General features: G+C 38.2%; 13 protein-coding genes and 1 pseudogene. 4 read left to right on the top strand and 10 right to left on the bottom strand.

From position 1 onward, the window contains the following. Nucleotides 1-129 precede the first annotated feature (129 nt). The 4 genes from QUF73_02140 to QUF73_02125 all read right to left on the bottom strand — a co-directional run bounded on the left by QUF73_02140 (nt 130) and on the right by QUF73_02125 (nt 6,506). The gene (locus QUF73_02140) at nt 130-354 is read right to left on the bottom strand and encodes a hypothetical protein (GenBank protein MDM5225000.1); all 225 of its coding nucleotides are present in this window, start codon (nt 352-354) and stop codon (nt 130-132) included. 93 nt (nt 355-447) lie between these two features. After that, nucleotides 448-1,482, bottom strand: a complete 1,035-nt coding sequence (gene mcrC / locus QUF73_02135; protein MDM5224999.1) for a 5-methylcytosine-specific restriction endonuclease system specificity protein McrC — start codon at nt 1,480-1,482, stop codon at nt 448-450. Next, entirely contained in the window at nt 1,460-3,925 is a 2,466-nt protein-coding gene (locus tag QUF73_02130) for an AAA family ATPase (protein MDM5224998.1), read from the bottom strand. Before QUF73_02130 ends, mcrC begins: the two co-directional genes overlap by 23 nt. A 364-nt stretch (nt 3,926-4,289) precedes the next feature. After that, nucleotides 4,290-6,506 (bottom strand): hypothetical protein, encoded by a 2,217-nt coding sequence (locus QUF73_02125; GenBank protein MDM5224997.1) that lies wholly within the window; start codon nt 6,504-6,506, stop codon nt 4,290-4,292. Between the two features lie 296 nt (nt 6,507-6,802). Here QUF73_02125 and QUF73_02120 point away from each other — a divergent pair, with 296 nt between their 5' ends. The 3 genes from QUF73_02120 to QUF73_02110 all read left to right on the top strand — a co-directional run bounded on the left by QUF73_02120 (nt 6,803) and on the right by QUF73_02110 (nt 7,847). Further along, nucleotides 6,803-6,973, top strand: a complete 171-nt coding sequence (locus tag QUF73_02120) for a hypothetical protein (GenBank protein ID MDM5224996.1) — start codon at nt 6,803-6,805, stop codon at nt 6,971-6,973. A gap of 200 nt (nt 6,974-7,173) precedes the next feature. Beyond that, on the top strand, nt 7,174-7,650 hold the full coding sequence (locus tag QUF73_02115) for a YaiI/YqxD family protein (GenBank protein ID MDM5224995.1): 477 nt from the start codon (nt 7,174-7,176) through the stop codon (nt 7,648-7,650). 5 nt (nt 7,651-7,655) lie between these two features. After that, on the top strand, nt 7,656-7,847 hold the full coding sequence (locus QUF73_02110; protein MDM5224994.1) for a hypothetical protein: 192 nt from the start codon (nt 7,656-7,658) through the stop codon (nt 7,845-7,847). A 410-nt stretch (nt 7,848-8,257) separates the two neighbouring features. Here QUF73_02110 and QUF73_02105 read toward each other — a convergent pair. The 4 genes and pseudogenes from QUF73_02105 to QUF73_02090 form a co-directional block, all read right to left on the bottom strand. Then, a pseudogene (locus QUF73_02105) lies at nt 8,258-8,463 on the bottom strand (IS1595 family transposase). A gap of 80 nt (nt 8,464-8,543) precedes the next feature. Next, nucleotides 8,544-9,644: a hypothetical protein gene (locus QUF73_02100; GenBank protein ID MDM5224993.1), complete on the bottom strand. Its 1,101-nt coding sequence runs from the start codon at nt 9,642-9,644 to the stop codon at nt 8,544-8,546. Further along, nucleotides 9,641-11,092 carry a hypothetical protein gene (locus QUF73_02095; protein MDM5224992.1) on the bottom strand — a complete coding sequence of 484 codons (1,452 nt, stop codon included), beginning with the start codon at nt 11,090-11,092 and terminating at the stop codon, nt 9,641-9,643. Before QUF73_02095 ends, QUF73_02100 begins: the two co-directional genes overlap by 4 nt. A gap of 17 nt (nt 11,093-11,109) precedes the next feature. After that, on the bottom strand, nt 11,110-11,331 hold the full coding sequence (locus QUF73_02090; protein ID MDM5224991.1) for a hypothetical protein: 222 nt from the start codon (nt 11,329-11,331) through the stop codon (nt 11,110-11,112). Nucleotides 11,332-13,039: 1,708 nt separating this feature from the next. Between QUF73_02090 and QUF73_02085 the strand changes: the two genes are divergently transcribed. Beyond that, complete coding sequence (locus QUF73_02085; protein MDM5224990.1) at nt 13,040-14,083, top strand: UvrB/UvrC motif-containing protein; 1,044 nt, start codon at nt 13,040-13,042, stop codon at nt 14,081-14,083. A 229-nt stretch (nt 14,084-14,312) separates the two neighbouring features. On the opposite strand, the gene QUF73_02080 is transcribed toward QUF73_02085, so the two are convergent. Next, nucleotides 14,313-15,611: a (Fe-S)-binding protein gene (locus QUF73_02080; GenBank protein MDM5224989.1), complete on the bottom strand. Its 1,299-nt coding sequence runs from the start codon at nt 15,609-15,611 to the stop codon at nt 14,313-14,315. Beyond that, nucleotides 15,608-17,008 carry an FAD-linked oxidase C-terminal domain-containing protein gene (locus tag QUF73_02075; protein MDM5224988.1) on the bottom strand — a complete coding sequence of 467 codons (1,401 nt, stop codon included), beginning with the start codon at nt 17,006-17,008 and terminating at the stop codon, nt 15,608-15,610. The genes QUF73_02080 and QUF73_02075 overlap by 4 nt, the downstream gene beginning before the upstream one ends. Nucleotides 17,009-17,025 lie beyond the last annotated feature (17 nt).

The raw sequence follows: 17,025 nt of genomic DNA, 5'->3' as shown, positions 1-17,025 counted from the left end.
AGATTTCTTTTGTTCTTTTACGTAAAAGGGGGCCTGTCCCCTCACTAAATAACGTATTAACGCAGCAAGGGTCAGGCCCTTTCTTCCCTTTTGTTCCCTCTCTCGACATGCATCGTCTGCGTAAATTTTTTAATTCAATTGAACCATCAAATTAGAAATTGCACTTTCAATAGCTAATTTTTTATTATTTGAATGGTATCCAGAACCAACTATGCTATCTCCATTTATATTAATGTTCTCTTGGAAAGAAGCAAAGACTTGTATACCAGTATCAATATGAAAAATTTCAACATAATAAATTTTTCCATTTTTAGTATAATTACTAATTATTTGCGCTGAATTTACATTTATCATTTTTACCACTCTTTCTTAGGATCTGTATTTATGAATATAAAAAGGTTATCAACCATTTTAACTATCAATTTCTTTTAATCTGTTCTTAGGATTTTAATTTACAATTCCTTTTAACCTTGTATGAATGCTTAACCAATCTCGGTTCAAATTAACAGTATTGATTTTAACTGAAAACTCTTTAATTCTATAAGCTAACATCAATTCCTTGCCAGTTTTGGGATAAAGGAGCATCCCCATTATTTCTTTCCCTTCTGCCTTCCTATGATTACTTAAATAAGCAAACATCTGATACAAATTACCACTTATCAATTTCTGTGAGCCAAAATTCTTTGTTAAAGTATTCTGGTAATACTTTGTATCCATAATAATCTTTCGCTCACTACTTTCAAGAGAAATATCCGTTTGCATTAAAGGAAGGTAACTAGTCTCCTCCCCCTCAGCATCCCAATAAATATTTTCACGAAACACCTTAAATTCTGGCATTTCCTTTTTGTAAAAGTTACGCACAAATTCCTCAAATAATCGAGCCATTGCCTTGGGATCCCGTTCAAAATCAGCAAATTGGGATTCGCCATTGTCTTCGGTTAATAGCAATGATTCATAAAGAAAACGGCAGATATCTAGCACAAAACGATAGTGCTGATTGCTTCTGTGCAATTTAATCTCCTGAAAGATTCTCAGATTTAACTTAATGATGGCAACTTCAGCAAAGTAAGGATACAACTGCTGGATCTCTTCTTTCAATTGATTATCAAGCTGCTGGTTTTGCAGTAGGGAGAATAAAGTTGACTTGATTACCTGATTATGAACAATATCATGGGTCATTTCTTCAAATTCACAGTGCATTTTACCTCTTTTAAAAGAAAACGTGTTGATAGATTCCTGAAAAAGAATCCTCCCTTTTAAAGTTCCTGTTTCCTCCTGATAGGATTTATATTCCCGGTAAAAGCCCCGCTTGATGAGCGAGCGGAGCTTTACAAGGAGTATTCTTGTTAAAAGGTGCTGAATGTCCCTTTCATCTTCTCGGGCTACATCGGCCATGTCTTTCTCCGCAAGATGGTCCCATGCATAGCAAAGCATATAATATAGGTTTTTAATCGGTATTTTAGAGTCTGTCAAGGAGTTCATCGACTTTGTCCTCCTGATCGAACCAGTATTCCTTTAATAGTGGAGCGATTTCTAGGCGAATGATTCGCTCATACCATTTTTGTTCATCATCTACCTGTTCTGTTGTTGGACAGAAATAACTATGACCGATTTCATAACCTTTACCTAGATTAATCGTGTCATTTGTAATTGCCTGATTAATGTCCATAATGCCAGCAATAAGCTTATCAATAAATCCCTGGCTAATTCCCTTGTTGATTAAATAATCATGAAATTGCTCTGTATGGAAAGCTGGTTCTAAATTGATAAAGGAAAATCTTCTCCTTAATGCATAATCAACCAAAGCCAAAGATCTGTCTGCAGTGTTCATGGTTCCAATGAGGTAAAGGTTTTTGGGAATGTAGAAGGTTTCTTCTCCCACGCTGTATGCAAGCTTAACCGCGAATTTATTACCTCGTTTGTCTGCCTCGATTAACATCATGAGCTCACCAAAAATTTTAGATAAATTCCCCCTGTTAATTTCATCAATAATCATATAGTAATTGTTATCTTGATCTTCTATCGCTTTCTTACAGAATGAATAGAAAATACCATCTTTTAGAGTGAAATACCCTTGCTTATTAGGCTTATATCCACGAATGAAGTCTTCATATGAATAGGATTGGTGGAATTGCAGCATTTCCACTTTGCTGTCATCTTTTGTTCCCATATGAAGATAAGCAAGGCGCTTGGCTACAAATGTTTTTCCAACACCTGGTGGGCCTTGTAGGATAATGTTCTTCTTATAATCCAAAGTTTCAAGGATATCCTCCACTTTATCTTGTGTCATGAATACCTCACTGAGAAGCTGTTCATGTGTGTAAGGAATCGTTACCTTTTCACTTTCCTTTACTAATGTGGAATTATCCTCTGAGGTTGGATATACCGTTTTTGCTTCTTTACCAATAGAAGCAAGCAACCTTTCCAAGTACTCATCATATGGTGTGATGTTTGTTAAGGTTTTACTATGAAGTGTTGTTTCTACATCCCACTCTCCTTGTGATATCCACTCAACTTTACGTAATGATTTGAAAGATTCTCTTGCAGGATCAAATTTGTATTCCGATACAATTTTACCGTATCCGATTAGCTTGTGTGTCCCTCGTTTAATAAGTACATAATCACCTACACTTATTTCGTTGGCAAACTGATAGTTAGCGAGTGCATCATTACTTGGGTTATAGTCAACTTCATAGAGCTCCTTTAGAGCCTCCATTATTTCTCGTTTGCTTCCATAAGCTTTTAAGTCACCTAATTCATCCCACCCAATTGCAATATGCTCATTTTCCTTGAAATCCTCCCACATGAAGTTTCCTTCTCCAGCAGCCAAAAGCCAGTACTGAGGAATCGTTTCTTCTTCAGTAATAACAGTTTCTTTCTTGCTAAAATTCTCAAAAAGATAGCTAAAAAATTGATCTATTTCATAGAAAATTGGAAGGGTGGTTTGTTTGCCAACTACCTCCAAGTACTTTTCCACTATTCCATTTTCCTTGAGGCATTTCTGAAATTTGATGAACTTTTCACCAAATGTATCTCCTCGTGCATATCCAGGAGTTAGTTCAAGTATATTTTCTGCCGCTACTCGGTCTCTCTGGTTATAAAAGCAGAATTCTTCAGGAAAAATATTCCCTATAAGCTCACTGACCACGCTATACCCAAAGCCGAATAGCTTATAATCTTCATGATGGACAAATTGGTCCATTCGTCTTTTAAGCGGTTCTGTTCCATGAATTAAATAGTTAAAACTATTGCGGTAATGTTCAATGGATGCATTAGGATATCCAAGAGCTCTTTTTTTAGCGAGTGCCATCCTGAAAGCATTGATGTGCTCACCAAGCTCCTGCACATCCTCCCACTCTATTGTGTTTAAATGGTCTTTTTGCTTGAAGTGACTGAAAAATTGATAACTTTTTTGTAAGTAATCCGAGTTATTTTCAAACCAATTTTCAGCATGATCCTTAAAAGAATGAAGATATTTTTCAACAATTGACATATTTAGTTTTTCAGCCAATTTCTCTGGTGATTCCCATAGCTGGTATAGGCGATCAAATTCCTCGTCCGTTAGTCTGTAGTTCGTGTTTTGCGGCATTCTAAAGATCATTAAATTCGTGATTTCAGGAAGTTCTTTTAATTCATGACGCAAAAGCATACCAGTCTCAGAAGCTAATCGCTTCTCAAGAATTCTGAGATCAACCTTATCGTTTTCATCATCTTCGTATGGCTCGGATACAATTTCACAAAAGGCAATAACACCTCCAGTGTTTTTATTGCCACCATCCGATCTCCAAATGAACACCTTATCCCCAGCTTGTACCTCATCCAAAAATTGCTTTTGCCGAATATTCCAATCGACTATTTCATTTTTTTCTATATATGTATCAACATCAAATTGTTTCGGATTGCCTTGAAAAATCCAGTTCCCCATTTGCCATTCCTCCCGGAAATATCTTTATATACCGTTCATATGGTAATAGTATACCAGTTAACCTGTTCAAAAAATAAGAGGGGTAAAAGAACTTCCCCCTTATATAGTAAGGGGGAAGTAGCATTGTGTTATATCATGGCATTATGTGTGTACGGTAATATATGTGACCATAAGATGCAAACCTCTTCATCTTGCTTATCAAAACACCTGAAAGTAACCGAGAATAGATTGGCAATCCTTTAGTTTCACCTGATAGCTTCGTCCCTTTTTTTGAAATGTCGTTTCCCCGTTAAGTCTTCACCCATTCCTAGATACACCAATTTAGAGATTTCCAAATAGTATACTTCCATACTCCGATATTCATTTATGGCTGTAGCAGCTTTCCACCCTTAGTGGAAATGGATTCTCTTACAATTTTTCGAATATCTTTTAAATATTCGTGTGAATCAATTGTTGTCGTTTCCCCTGGTATTGGACCTGCCTTATCGAAAATACTAAAGATTTCTTTTGTTCGTTTTATGCTCGAATTTTCTCCTCGGTATTCATAGGCAACATTCCATTGTGTAAAATGCGTTTTCCAGAAACGGGATGTGCAATAATCAAGTATCTTCATATGAACGTCCCTTGCAATTTTATCTGCAGCAAGCTTTTTCTGCTCCTCATCATGTGTTTCAGGAACCCAGTACACGGGATGATTTAACATTCTTCTTACTTGCTCCATCAGAAAATCTGTTATTTCGGCCACTGGTCGGAGGTCTCGAAATTCACCATCATCGAAATCCAATGCCTTTCGTTTCGACAATGCCTTTATCGTAGCCCAATGCCGCTTCTGGTCTCCACTTAACCGACTGTCCCACAATTCGTGAAAGCCTTTCGTTGCTTTTTGGATGGCGATCACTAAATTTGCCTCATCATATACAGGAATCACATCTGAATCTACAGGATTAAAGATGCTTATCTGCAGAAACCGAAGCAATTTTTCTAACTCTTCCTTTGTATGCTTGTTTCCTTCATCCACCACTTTATCTAGCTTTTCTAGATAAAAAGATTGATTGGACAGGTTTGTGTCCATATTTAATGCGATTTCAGGTCCTAATCGCTCCCGAATATAGTTAGCTGCTTGATTTAACGATGCATTTACATGACGAACTCTACTCTTCCGGTTACGTAGGCTGTCCCCAGATAGTTCATCCATATGGGTAAAACAAATACGAAGTTTAGCAATATTTCCACTGGCAGCTACACTTCTCAAAACGGCTAACGAAGCTGCTTGCATCGGGTGCTTTGCACTATCTACTAATAAAACTACATCACTTTTCTCAAACTTCCGTAACGTTTGAGCAGGGATGCTAGAGGAAGTTGAAGCCGTATGTCCTAATCCCTGCCCGTCAATAAGCACTAGCTTTAGCACACGTTCACTCCACTCAGGTTTAAATGGACCTTTCACACGAATTCCTTGTACGAGTGGGGTAAGAAGCCTACCAAATTGTGGAGCATAGTTACTTGAAAATTTTCTTATTGTTTGAATAAATGCTTCGCGATTGTCTGTACTGAATTTCCAAGTAATCGGCCAATCTCCATTACGTTGAATTATTTCGCCAACTTGTAGCTGCTCAAAGCGAAGTGCCATCTCTTCAATCATATCGTCTACTAATGAATGAAACGTTTTACTTTGTCTAAGCTCTTCATCTAATAACTCCTCAAATGCATTCCGGTCAACAGAGCTTAATTCTTGATAATTCACATTTAGCTCATTTCCTAGCTGCTCCATTACCTTTTTACTTAATTTTGTAAGCTCTGCTACCTGATCCAAATACCCACTAATGACATTCGCAAAAGCTTTCTTTTCCTCAAGAGAAACCGCTTCCTCAAAGGTAATATCATCCTCATCTGTCTCGTCTTCGTCCACCTCATACTCACCAAGCACATAGAAGAAACGGAAGCGCTGCTCACTATGTTCTAACAAATGCTGTGCTACAGTCCAATTATCTTCTCCCTTAAGCATTGCAAGAACGGCAGCCATCACACAATCCTCTAAATGCAAACGAATTTCTCGCTGATCAAAGAAAGTGACAACTCCCTCATAAGCACCATCAGCACAAATAACTTCTGTATCCGACACCGTTGTTTTGTTTGGCGAAGTAGAAGGAAAACGCTCCTTTTTCGGATCCGTCCCAATTACCTGACGAAGCAGCGTTGTCTTTCCTGCACCTGTAGTACCAACAAAAAGGACATTCGCGTAACCTTGATTAGAGGTTGGCAAAGGCAGCTGCTCATCCCTTAGTTCTGTATAATTTATCTTTTTTGCCTCCAACGCATCATAAAAGGCAGAAACAATTTTTTCATCATATTTTAAGCTGGCCTTCTCCTTAGAGGAGACATTCCACATCGATTCATCTGCTAAAATTTCATTCAATTGGGCAACCAACATATCAGCTCTACCTTCATCAGTAGTCCCTAATCCCCTCCGCACACGTAATCCAACTTTCCCGTACTGATCCTTTTTGACGGGGTGGCGAAATACAATCGACCAAGATTCCCTTCCCTTGCCTCTCGCTTTACTTGCTGTATACTTTCCCATTTCTGATACCCCTCTCCATTTTATTTTACGGAACACCGAATTCCTCTATATTCAAGTGTGTGTTCCTGTGTATGTTAAAAGGTATGTTCTCTAGGCTTGTCTGTATTCCAAATTATAAAATGAAAATACAAAAGCACCTCCTCAACGTACATAAGATAATTTATTATAAAAATAAGATGAAGGAATTGAGGAAAATGCACTATATGCCCTAGGAAAAGGGGCCTTTCCCCTCACTAAATAACGTATTAACGTAGCTTGGGTCAGGCCCTTTCTACTCAGAATTAGCAAAAGATTTAATGAGATTTGAAGTTGTTCCAAAGAAAATTCATAAAATTACATTTCCAGAAAATCTAGATAGAAAGTTTTATACAGATGTTATCATGGGCTACATTGACGGAGACGGGACCCTCTGCCTTGCTAAAAATAATCAGTATACTATGGATATTGAGGGCACAGAAGACTTTTAGATTTAATAAAAGCAGATGATTTAGCAACCTATTTTGTGGGCAATTGAACCACCGTTTGCCAACACAATTCTATAAAGTATAATATGAGGAAAGAAAAATAAAGCAAAAGGAAGAACTCTTGATTATTTTTAAACAAAGTCACCAGGCCCTTTGAAAAGGTTAAGTTAAATTAAGTCGAACTTCTTAACAGGAGGGGAAAGATGAAAATTTATGTGGATGCAGATGCTTGTCCGGTGAAAGATATTATTATTTCTGAAGCAAGGAATTTTGAAATTCCGGTTATCCTTGTTACAAGCTTTTCTCATTTTTCTAATGCAAAACAGCCATCCGGAGTGAAAATCATTTATGTTGATTCTGGAGCAGAAGCTGCAGATTATCGGATTGTGAAGTTAGTGGAAAAAGGAGATATTATCGTGACGCAAGATTATGGTCTTGCGTCACTAGGTTTAGCAAAAGGAATTATCGTACTCCACCATAAAGGATTTAGATATACAAATGAAAATATTGACCAATTATTACAAACACGTTATTTAAGTGCTATGGCTAGAAAAAGCGGACAGCGAACAAAGGGACCAAAGCCTTTTACAGCAGAAGACCGGGAGCAATTTAGGGATCTTTTTAGAGAGGTTATTTCTATTAAAAATAAAGCTAAACTCAGAGATTCAGAAAGGAGATAAATATTGTGAAGTATTTAAAATCGCAAATGCAACAACTAATTAAGGAAAATAAAGAACTGCATACACGCTTTAAAGAACTGAAGGCTGAGCATGGTCTTGAAAAAAACAATGCCCTCAAGGCCTTGTACCATTCAGAAGTTACTGATGGAGGAAAGTATCAGGTAGCTTACCAAGCACTTGATCAGCCCAAAAAGTAGACACTTATATCTTATTTATACTACTAAAAATTCTGTTATAAATGTTGGATGGTTATTAGTGGATTAAGTTAGTGACAAAAATATGAAGTGGGTTGCTGCGCTGTACAACCATACTATATAATAGCAAATGAAACTCCAGAATCGTGCGTAATGCGAAAACCATACGACTAATTCCACTGTTAAATACGAAAGAATAGGCTTTTTCACTTCAAAACCCTTGATGTTTTGCTATTGGTCAACGTATTGGCGGCAATTGGTAAAATTCGTGGCACCAGCTGGTAATAAGTATGGCAGAGATGGTAAATTCTTGTTGTAATTTCTGATGAAACTATTACCTATTCTGGAAAAGGGGGGCCTGTCCCCTCTATAAATAACGTATTAACGCAACCGGGGTCAGGCCCTTTCTACTCCCGCTGCCGACCTTGCCATTTACCGTACCGAACAATATGCTGGCTGTCCCTTCCGGAAATCGCGTTTCGCGCATTTCATCAAGAAGCCGTCCGCCGACAGAGTAAGCAGGGTCAACATAGCACTTCAACCAATGGTAGACGCGTTCATGTTCGGTTGGATTCAATTTTCCCAAGTGTTTCAGTAAATTGCTGAACGCTTTGCTCATCGCCGCTGCCTCCATTAGAGTTTCATACTCTAATTATAGCACATATGTTCGCATTTTTTGCCGGATATCAACATTAACGTTTAACAGAGCCTAAAATAAAGAGCCTCGCAAACTATATCAAGAATTATATCATCAAACTCTTTCTTCGAGATATTCATTGATGATAAGAACATCTTGTTCTTTTTAAAGGACTTCCACAAAAGTTTTTTATCCCTATCATCTAATTTAATTTTATATAAAAGATTTGATAATGCGATTATCAAATCTTTATGTGAGGAACATAAAACTTCATTAGCTTTTCCGTTACCTTCAGAAATAAATTTGCTGAAGTCTTCTTCATTATACTTTGGTTGCAAACCTAATATCGGATTTACAAGCAATTGTGTTGATGCTGACATCAAATTCACATAAGCTCCTAATTCATACTGCTGAGCTTCGGTCATTTGATTATAATCCACTCCAAATGATTCTATCTTTTCAATCGCATCGTTGAGTTTAACACTTTCGTCTCTTATACGAGAAATGCGTTCATTAAGCTCAATAATTGCAAGTTCATATGATTTTTTATCTCGCTTACTTATCAATGTAAAAATGTTTTCAAGTCGATTCTGATCACTTTTAGTCTTCCAAAAAAGAAGGCCACTACCCAAAAGTGCAATACCTGCAATTGCCCAACCAACAGGTCCAGCAAGGGCTAAGAAAGCATTTCCGGCAACCATACCGCCACCACCTGCGGCAAGTGCTCCACCACCTAACCACGCTAATGCAGCATTAGTGGCTGCAGCACCACTCAAAGCGGATATAGCCGTACCTGTTGATGCAACACCGAAAGTTGTAGCTATTCCCATTGCTGCAGTAGGACCAAGGGCGACTACTGCAACACCTGCGCCAACACCTGTTACACCTTTTCCAGCATTCTTGGCGACAGCATTTTTATAATCAGACTCGATTTTTTCAACCTGTTGTTTCCAATTCAAACGAACTTCTTTTAGTTTTATATATTCCAAGTGTTTCTGACTTGGCACGTTCCTAATTTTATCAAATAGCTCCTGAATATCGTTTAATGCAGTATAAAGATTGCTAGTATATTTTCCAAGCTCCTCTATTTTATCATTTGTTTTTTTGATGGTTGATTCAGCTTGTTCTTGAGCAATCTGTAAATTTGATCTCTTCTTACTCACACTTTATTTCCTCCCAAAAAATAAGAATCTATTTCCATCTTATTTCTTAATATTTCATTATTTGGCACATTTCTCTTTTTAGCTAACATAATAGATTTTTCAAAAGCGTGTATATACATATCACTATTCTTGAAATCAGTTATAAAATTCAAAAGATTTTTATCTTCATATAATTCCGATAATAGTTTAAGTCCCTCAATATAATTTTCTACAACTAATTTTTCTTTTCTCGCAAAGATTATTTCTCTTTCTGCTTTTTGTATGCCAATTTCACGCTTAAATTCACCGTATAAGGAAATAGTAAGTCGTCCAACCCCTACGATGTTAAGACGCAAGAAAAACTCAGTCGGATTAAAAGATCCTGCACCTGTTACAAAACCACGAACAGTAGCATCACCTATATCTATAAGACAAAACGTCCCATGTGCTACAGTCAACATTCTTTTAACAGTTGGATTTGAAAAAGGCTCACACTTTTTCCACATAAGTGAAAACGAACGAGTTTCTTTATCGGTTTCAGCAAAATATTTTATAAGTCTTCTGATAGCAAAAACAAGTCGAACTAACATCTCGTTTATAAAAACTGGAATGGCTTGAGTCGTCTGGAATCGAGCATCATATCCTTCTTTATATATATTTATAGCTAGCTCGTTTATTGAGTTATCAAACTGTGACACAGGAATATTCAAAGACCTTTTTAATGCAATAATATCATTTGTCCATGTCCATAAAGGAGACGGAATCCCCATTCCACGACCCTTGCTACCTGATGAGCCTGACATATCAGATATTAAATGACCAAACCAATTAGCAAATGCACAGAATAATTTGCTTGGTATGTTGTTTCCTCTTAACTCGAATTCCCCATCTGCATCAGCTAAAGATATAAGTTCACCTCCGGAAATAAAATGCGAAGAATTAGTAAACTGGTCTAATATTGAAAAGAACAAACCAAGCAAACTAGGATTATGTGCGAGTGATTTAAAATGATGATTTGTCGGATTTAAATCAAAAATAAAACTTGCCGCATCACCAGCTCCACGCTGATCATATGGAATTTTAAACTTATTTTCAAGAAAACGGATTGCTGAAGACGAAGAGTTCTCTCCTTTATCTTTCCATCCGCACACTTTAGCAAAATCAGTTGTTCGATCAGCAAACCATTTATCAGTAATATCCCCGAGGGGTGATTCTCCAGGTTTACCAACCAAGAAAATATCAATAATGCCGCACAATGCACCTGAACTCGCAGCTAATATATAGTCCAATTTATCACAATTAGGCTTTAAGCATTGAATTGACTCAATTGTTTCATCTAAATTATATATTTCTAATTCTGCTTGATTTAGTGCTGCGACAATAGACGATGTGAAGTCATATTCACCATCCACAACGCTCATCTCAAGCAACAATTTTGTATTTTGATTTTCTCTAAGTTTCTCACCCACCTATGCACACCTCATTATCACTTATTTTCGTTCTTCCGAAGATCGTGATATGTAATTTTAACCTCTGCATCCAACCTGAATTCATCGTAAGAATTAAATTTCTTCTCGCCATCAACAGTGACTAATTCTACTTCACCCTCATCGGTTAGCCAACCAGTAATAATATCATAATCCACATTTACCGTAATGTTTGTATATCCAACGTCTTCAAAAGATTTTACTACATCTTCATAGTTCATCCACTTTGCCTCCTTCAATGGACTCCATTACTACGTGATGTTTAATCCCTTCACGTACAGCAATTTCTCTCATCGAAAGACCATTTGCCAACATATGCAGTCTTCTCTGCTGCATTTTAGTTAAATGTCAAAGGAGGATTGTAAAGTTCAACCGTATATGTCTTATAACTAAGCCTGTATGCTCTAGGTTTTTTTCTAAATACTTTAATAAAGCCGTATCATCAATATAATAATACAATTTGCAGTACTACAAATCCCGGTATATCCCTTCTTAATATTTCCAATGGTATGTGTTTGGCAAGGTTCTATGAATAAATTGGTTGCCGTTTTATACTTGCCAGACACAAACTAACAATATTACGGATTCCAGAGTGTATGTGGCAACACATGAGATGTTTGGTGAGTTTACATTCGTTTTTTAACAGCCAGCAAAAATTCAACTCCTTTCATTAAAGAACCCGTTTGTAGAATATTGATTTCCTATTTCTTAGTATATTTGTACTGCGCAGCTGGAAAGTTGTTCTTCTTAAAGATAAGCACCCTACTGACCAAAAAGAGTTAGTGGGTTAATCCTTTACATCTGCCTTGCATATTTCACTAACTAGCTGCTTAACGCGTTGCTTTCATTATTTTCGGTCCAGACCTATTGCAATTTTTCCCAAATGGCAATGATGCCTCCAGTATATTTATTGCCACCATCCGATCTCCAAATGAACACCTTATCCCCAGCTTGAATCTCATCCAAAAATTGCTTTTGTCGTATATTCCAATCGACTATTTCATTTTTTTCTATATATGTATAACATCAAATTGTTTCGGATTGCCTTGAAAAATCCAGTTCCCCATTATGCCAGGACCTCCTCGAATAAAAATTAACATAGCTTTCTTATGGTAATAGTATACCAGTTAACCCTTTCAAAAATTAAGAGGGGTAAAAAATCCCCCCTTTCTAAAAAGGGGGAATGATTCTTATACCTAATTAAGCTTTTCTTTATAATAACCTTTGTGGATTCACACAAAGGGAAAAGGGACCTGTCCCCTCACTAAATAACGTATTAACGTAGCCGGGGCCCTTTCTACCAAATTAGATATCGAATAACCCTCTCAAAAAATAAAAATGGTCTATTAAAATAGAAATAGAGACAGAAAAATCTGTCTCCGGTAATTATTACTTACTACAAATACCAATTATTAATAGAAAAGAACACAGTGGCTGTTTTCATGTTTCACTTTCGGAGTAAAAACACGCGAACCGTCTCTTCGTATTCATTTGCGACTTCCTCTGACAATAATGTTGAAGTAATAACCTTACCATCCTCCCACTCTCTGCTCTCCATCACACTAAGAATATCACTAAATTAAATTCAACTCGCTCAAAGTCATCTCATCTAAAAGGACAAAGTAAGGAAAATCTGGTTGCTTTTGAGCTGCTATGAAAACACAGGGTCGGTTCTCTTGTTTCCCTTTCAATGTATAAACGCGCGAACCGTCCCCTTGTTTCGGGAAGGTATAACTAGATAAATGAAGAATTTAGGCTTTTTTTCTTTAAAAAAAGGCAAAGTTTCTGGGCAACACCAAAATCAGAGAAATAGCTATGAAATTTCATCCCATGATAAAATACTAAATATATATTCTAGTAAAGGAATGAATGGCTATTAATCTCCCAGACAAGGTGAAAAACCTGCCCTTAACTCCAGGCGTATATCTGATGAAGGATTCCCAAGGTCAAGTTCTGTATGTGGGGAAGGCGAAGAATCTAAAGAATCGGGTTCAGTCTTATTTCCGGGCATCCAATAATCATTCTCCCAAGATCAAAAAGCTGGTCAAACACTTAAGGGATTTTGACTATATCCTGACAGATACTGAATTCGAGGCTTTTATGCTTGAATGCCAATTAATTAAAAGTATAAAGCCGCTCTATAATCGAATGATGAAGAGTCCGCAGTCATTCATTTATATTTCGATCAGCCTTACCGGCAATCACCGTAAGATTGATACTGCCTATAATCCGAACGGAAATGATGGCAAGGTTTATTTTGGCCCTTACACAAGCCGATGCAATGTGGAAAGAGCACTCCGGGGGTTAAAGGAATGCTTTAAGCTGGACTGCAGCAATCCCAATGGATCGAACTCTGCCTGCCTGAATTATTCCTTAGGCTCCTGCCTTGGCCGGTGTCTTGGCGGGTCTGCGGAACAAAAGTACAATGACATTCTGGACAGGTTTATCGGTTTTCTGAAAGGCACTGACATGAGTATCCTCGAGGACATGAATCAAATGATGTTGAATGCCTCTGAAGCATTTGATTTTGAAGCGGCATCCGCCTATCGGGATCAAATACAGGCAGTAAGCTCCCTGTTAAAAAAAGAAAAAGTGATCGAATTCACCGAAGAAAATCATAACATTGTCGCTATCGAAAGATTAACAGATTCAACGATTAAACTTTTCCTTATTAAAAGGACCGATATTCTGTTCAGCCACAACTATGCAGCAGCAGGCAACATGGAGGAAAAAATAAAAGCGAACATTCTAGCTTGTTTTAAAAAAGATGAAGCAAATGCGGCCGAAGACGTTAGCAGACATGAAATCGATGCAGCGCATATTATTTACCGTTATTTACACAGCGGCAGCTGCTCTTATCTCATCATTCCAGAAAACTGGCTGGACCCTGAGAATCATTCCATCCTGGATCTGGCACTAAAGAATTTACTAAATAACCCTCAACACTTCCAGCCCCCCATCTATAATGAATAAGGGGGCTGTTCTTATTTTTCACCTCTCCATCGGTACCCATTCTGCCATAGAAATCACGCAGAAGTGAGGGGCCAGTCCCCACACACATTAAAGCAATAAACTTTAATACAAAAACCGCACAGTATTCTACTGTGCGGGTGCTGCCCACTTTTTTCATTAATACCCTGTTTTTAAAGGCGGTTATATGGGGATGACTGTTGAATCCATTGGAGCTGCTACTTCATTTTTATTATTTAGAAACTGCTCCAGCTTCTATAAGCAAATCAACAAGATGAACAGCCCTTACACTCTTCTCAAGCCCTTCCCTTTGAATACCTAATTTCATTTGCAGTAAACAGCCTGGATTGGCGGTTACAATAATGGATGTATTGGTCTCTTTTACATTTTTCATTTTACTATCCAATATTTCCATTGAATCCTCATAGTTAACAATATTATAGATGCCAGCAGATCCACAGCACCGTTCTTTGTCTTTCATTTCCCGATACCCATTGCTTTTTACTTGCTTCAATAAAGATAATGGCTCTTCCCTAACCTTTTGAACATTGATCATATGACAGGATGGCTGAAAGGTTATGGTTCCATTCACTTCCTTTGTAAAGCTCAAACCATCTAATTCAGATAGCACCTGTGAAATATCTCTTACCTTATTAGAAAAAGCTTGTGCACGGCTTTCCCACTCGATGTCTCCCTTAAACAGTTCACCATATTCCAAAAGCGTCGCACCGCAGCCTCCAGCATTGTTAACGATGTATTCCACTTCTTCCTTTTCAAATGCCTCTATATTTCTTTTGGCAAGAACTTTAGCGTCCGCTATTTTTCCGGCATGTGCATGAAGCGCTCCACAGCATGTCTGATTTTGAGGAATAAGTACGTCAGCTCCTGCCTTGGTCAGCAGGTCGATTGTGTTCCGATTCGTCTCATAGAAGATGGCATCCATAACACAGCCGGTAATGAATCCAACAGTGACTTTCCTGGAACCAATGGCTTTGAAGAGGCGAGCCCTGCTTTTCCGTTCTGCGGGTGATGGAAGATCAGGGAGAACGTACTCAAATTTCCCCAGATGAAGAGGGGCAAATTGGGTTATCCCTGTTCTTTGAGCAATTTTTTGCAGCCCGGACTTTTGATAAAACCACGAAAAATTTCCAATGGTATTCATCCATCTCTTTGATGGAAATATTTGATCAAAAATCAAGGATTCAGTTATATTTTGTGTTCTCGATTTTTGCTCTGCATTTTCTAACACTTCTTTAGCGCCTTCTAATATCTTCCCATACTGCACGCTGGTCGGACAGGCTGTTTCGCAGGCTCGGCATCCCAGGCATTTTTCGATTGGTTCCCGCAAATCCTCTGCCTTGATTTTGTCTTCTGCCAGCATTTTGACCAGATTAATGCGGCCACGCGGTGAATGCACCTCGCTCTTCATCGTTTCGTAAGTGGGGCAAACCGGCAGGCAATATCCGCATTGGACACAATTAAACGTCTCTTTATAATGTAATCTATCTTTTAGACCGGCTGCCGTACTCATTCCCTAAGCACCAGCTTTTGTCCTTCTTCAGGAAAGATTTTACCGGGATTTAAGATGTTATTGGGATCCCAAATTTGTTTAATTCGTTTCATCATATCCAGGCCGGCAGCACCCAATTCCATTTCCATAAAGGGAGCTTTCAATGTTCCAATTCCATGTTCACCGGAGAGTGTCCCTCCTAGTTCAACAGCAGCTTTAAAGATTTCCTCAACCGCTTTTTCAACCCGGATCATTTCCTCCGTATCTCTTTTATCACAGATAATATTTGGATGAAGGTTTCCGTCACCCGCATGCCCAAACACTACGAGATGAACATCATATTTTTCCCGGATTTCCTTTAGCTTTTGGAACATATCGGGAATCTTGCTGCGGGGTACTGTTGCATCTTCAGATACTTTAGTCGGCTTTATTTTTACAATAGCCGGGGAAACCAGCTTCCTTGCCCTCCAGTAACTCTGGGCTTCGTCCTGATTTTCTGCTATTTTCACTTTCACAGATTCAAAGTCAACAAAAATCTCTTCTATTTTTTTCATTTCTTCTTCAATAGCCAGAGGGTGGCCATCCAGTTCTATTAAGAGGATGGCTTCTGCATCAACAGGGAGTCCCAGTGGCTGATAGTTCTCCACAGCTATTATGGAAGACTGATCCATTATTTCCAATTTGGCAGGCAGAATTCCGGATGTTAATATTTTCGAAATCGCTTGTCCCGACTGGACAAGATCATCAAAGACAGCCATCATCGTCTTTGTTGCTGGCGGTTTTGGCACTAATTTCAGTGTCGCTTCCGTAATAATGCCAAGTGTGCCTTCCGATCCAACAATCAATTTGGTTAAGTCATACCCAGTTACATTCTTAATTGTTTTTCCGCCTGTTTTGATGATTTCTCCCTCAGGGGTTACCACTTCCAAACCGATAACATAATCCTTCGTTACCCCATATTTTAAGCCCCTGGGGCCGCCAGAGTTTTCCGCTAAGTTCCCTCCTATCGTTGATACATGGGCACTGCTTGGATCAGGAGGATACATGAGTCCAAACTTTTCTGCTTCCTCATTGATGTTCGCTGTCAGTACACCAGGTGATACGACTGCGACCAAATCATCCGGGTAAATGTTTAAATCACCATTCCATTGGGACATGTCTAAGACAATCCCCCCTTTAACAGGGAGAGGACCTCCGCTTAAAGAAGTCCCCTGTCCTCTTGGGTATACCGGGATATTAAATGTATTGGCCAATTTCAGAAGTGAAGAAATCTCCTCCTTATTTTTCACCTGGATGACCAGTTCAGGAAGATAGCTTCCAAATGAAGCATCATAACTATAACTATATCGATCAGCTAAACTCGTTAAAATTTGGTCTGAAGGTATAATGCTTCTAATTTCCTCCATTACTAATTCCATTCTGATGGCCCCTTTGA

Source organism: Cytobacillus sp. NJ13 (assembly GCA_030348385.1).
GTDB lineage: Bacteria > Bacillota > Bacilli > Bacillales > Cytobacillaceae > Cytobacillus.
The sequence above is the reverse complement of the archived record's forward strand: the minus strand, read 5'-3'. Positions and strand labels throughout refer to the sequence as shown.

What these genes read in the sequence shown, in the direction of transcription:
- QUF73_02085 (MDM5224990.1), top strand. Translation starts at nt 13,040, where the DNA reads ATGAAGGATTCCCAAGGTCAAGTTCTGTATGTGGGGAAGGCGAAGAAT.
- QUF73_02140 (MDM5225000.1), bottom strand. Translation starts at nt 354, where the DNA reads ATGATAAATGTAAATTCAGCGCAAATAATTAGTAATTATACTAAAAAT.
- mcrC (MDM5224999.1), bottom strand. Translation starts at nt 1,482, where the DNA reads ATGAACTCCTTGACAGACTCTAAAATACCGATTAAAAACCTATATTAT.
- QUF73_02120 (MDM5224996.1), top strand. Translation starts at nt 6,803, where the DNA reads ATGAGATTTGAAGTTGTTCCAAAGAAAATTCATAAAATTACATTTCCA.
- QUF73_02130 (MDM5224998.1), bottom strand. Translation starts at nt 3,925, where the DNA reads ATGGGGAACTGGATTTTTCAAGGCAATCCGAAACAATTTGATGTTGAT.
- QUF73_02115 (MDM5224995.1), top strand. Translation starts at nt 7,174, where the DNA reads ATGAAAATTTATGTGGATGCAGATGCTTGTCCGGTGAAAGATATTATT.
- QUF73_02080 (MDM5224989.1), bottom strand. Translation starts at nt 15,611, where the DNA reads ATGAGTACGGCAGCCGGTCTAAAAGATAGATTACATTATAAAGAGACG.
- QUF73_02090 (MDM5224991.1), bottom strand. Translation starts at nt 11,331, where the DNA reads ATGAACTATGAAGATGTAGTAAAATCTTTTGAAGACGTTGGATATACA.
- QUF73_02125 (MDM5224997.1), bottom strand. Translation starts at nt 6,506, where the DNA reads ATGGGAAAGTATACAGCAAGTAAAGCGAGAGGCAAGGGAAGGGAATCT.
- QUF73_02075 (MDM5224988.1), bottom strand. Translation starts at nt 17,008, where the DNA reads ATGGAATTAGTAATGGAGGAAATTAGAAGCATTATACCTTCAGACCAA.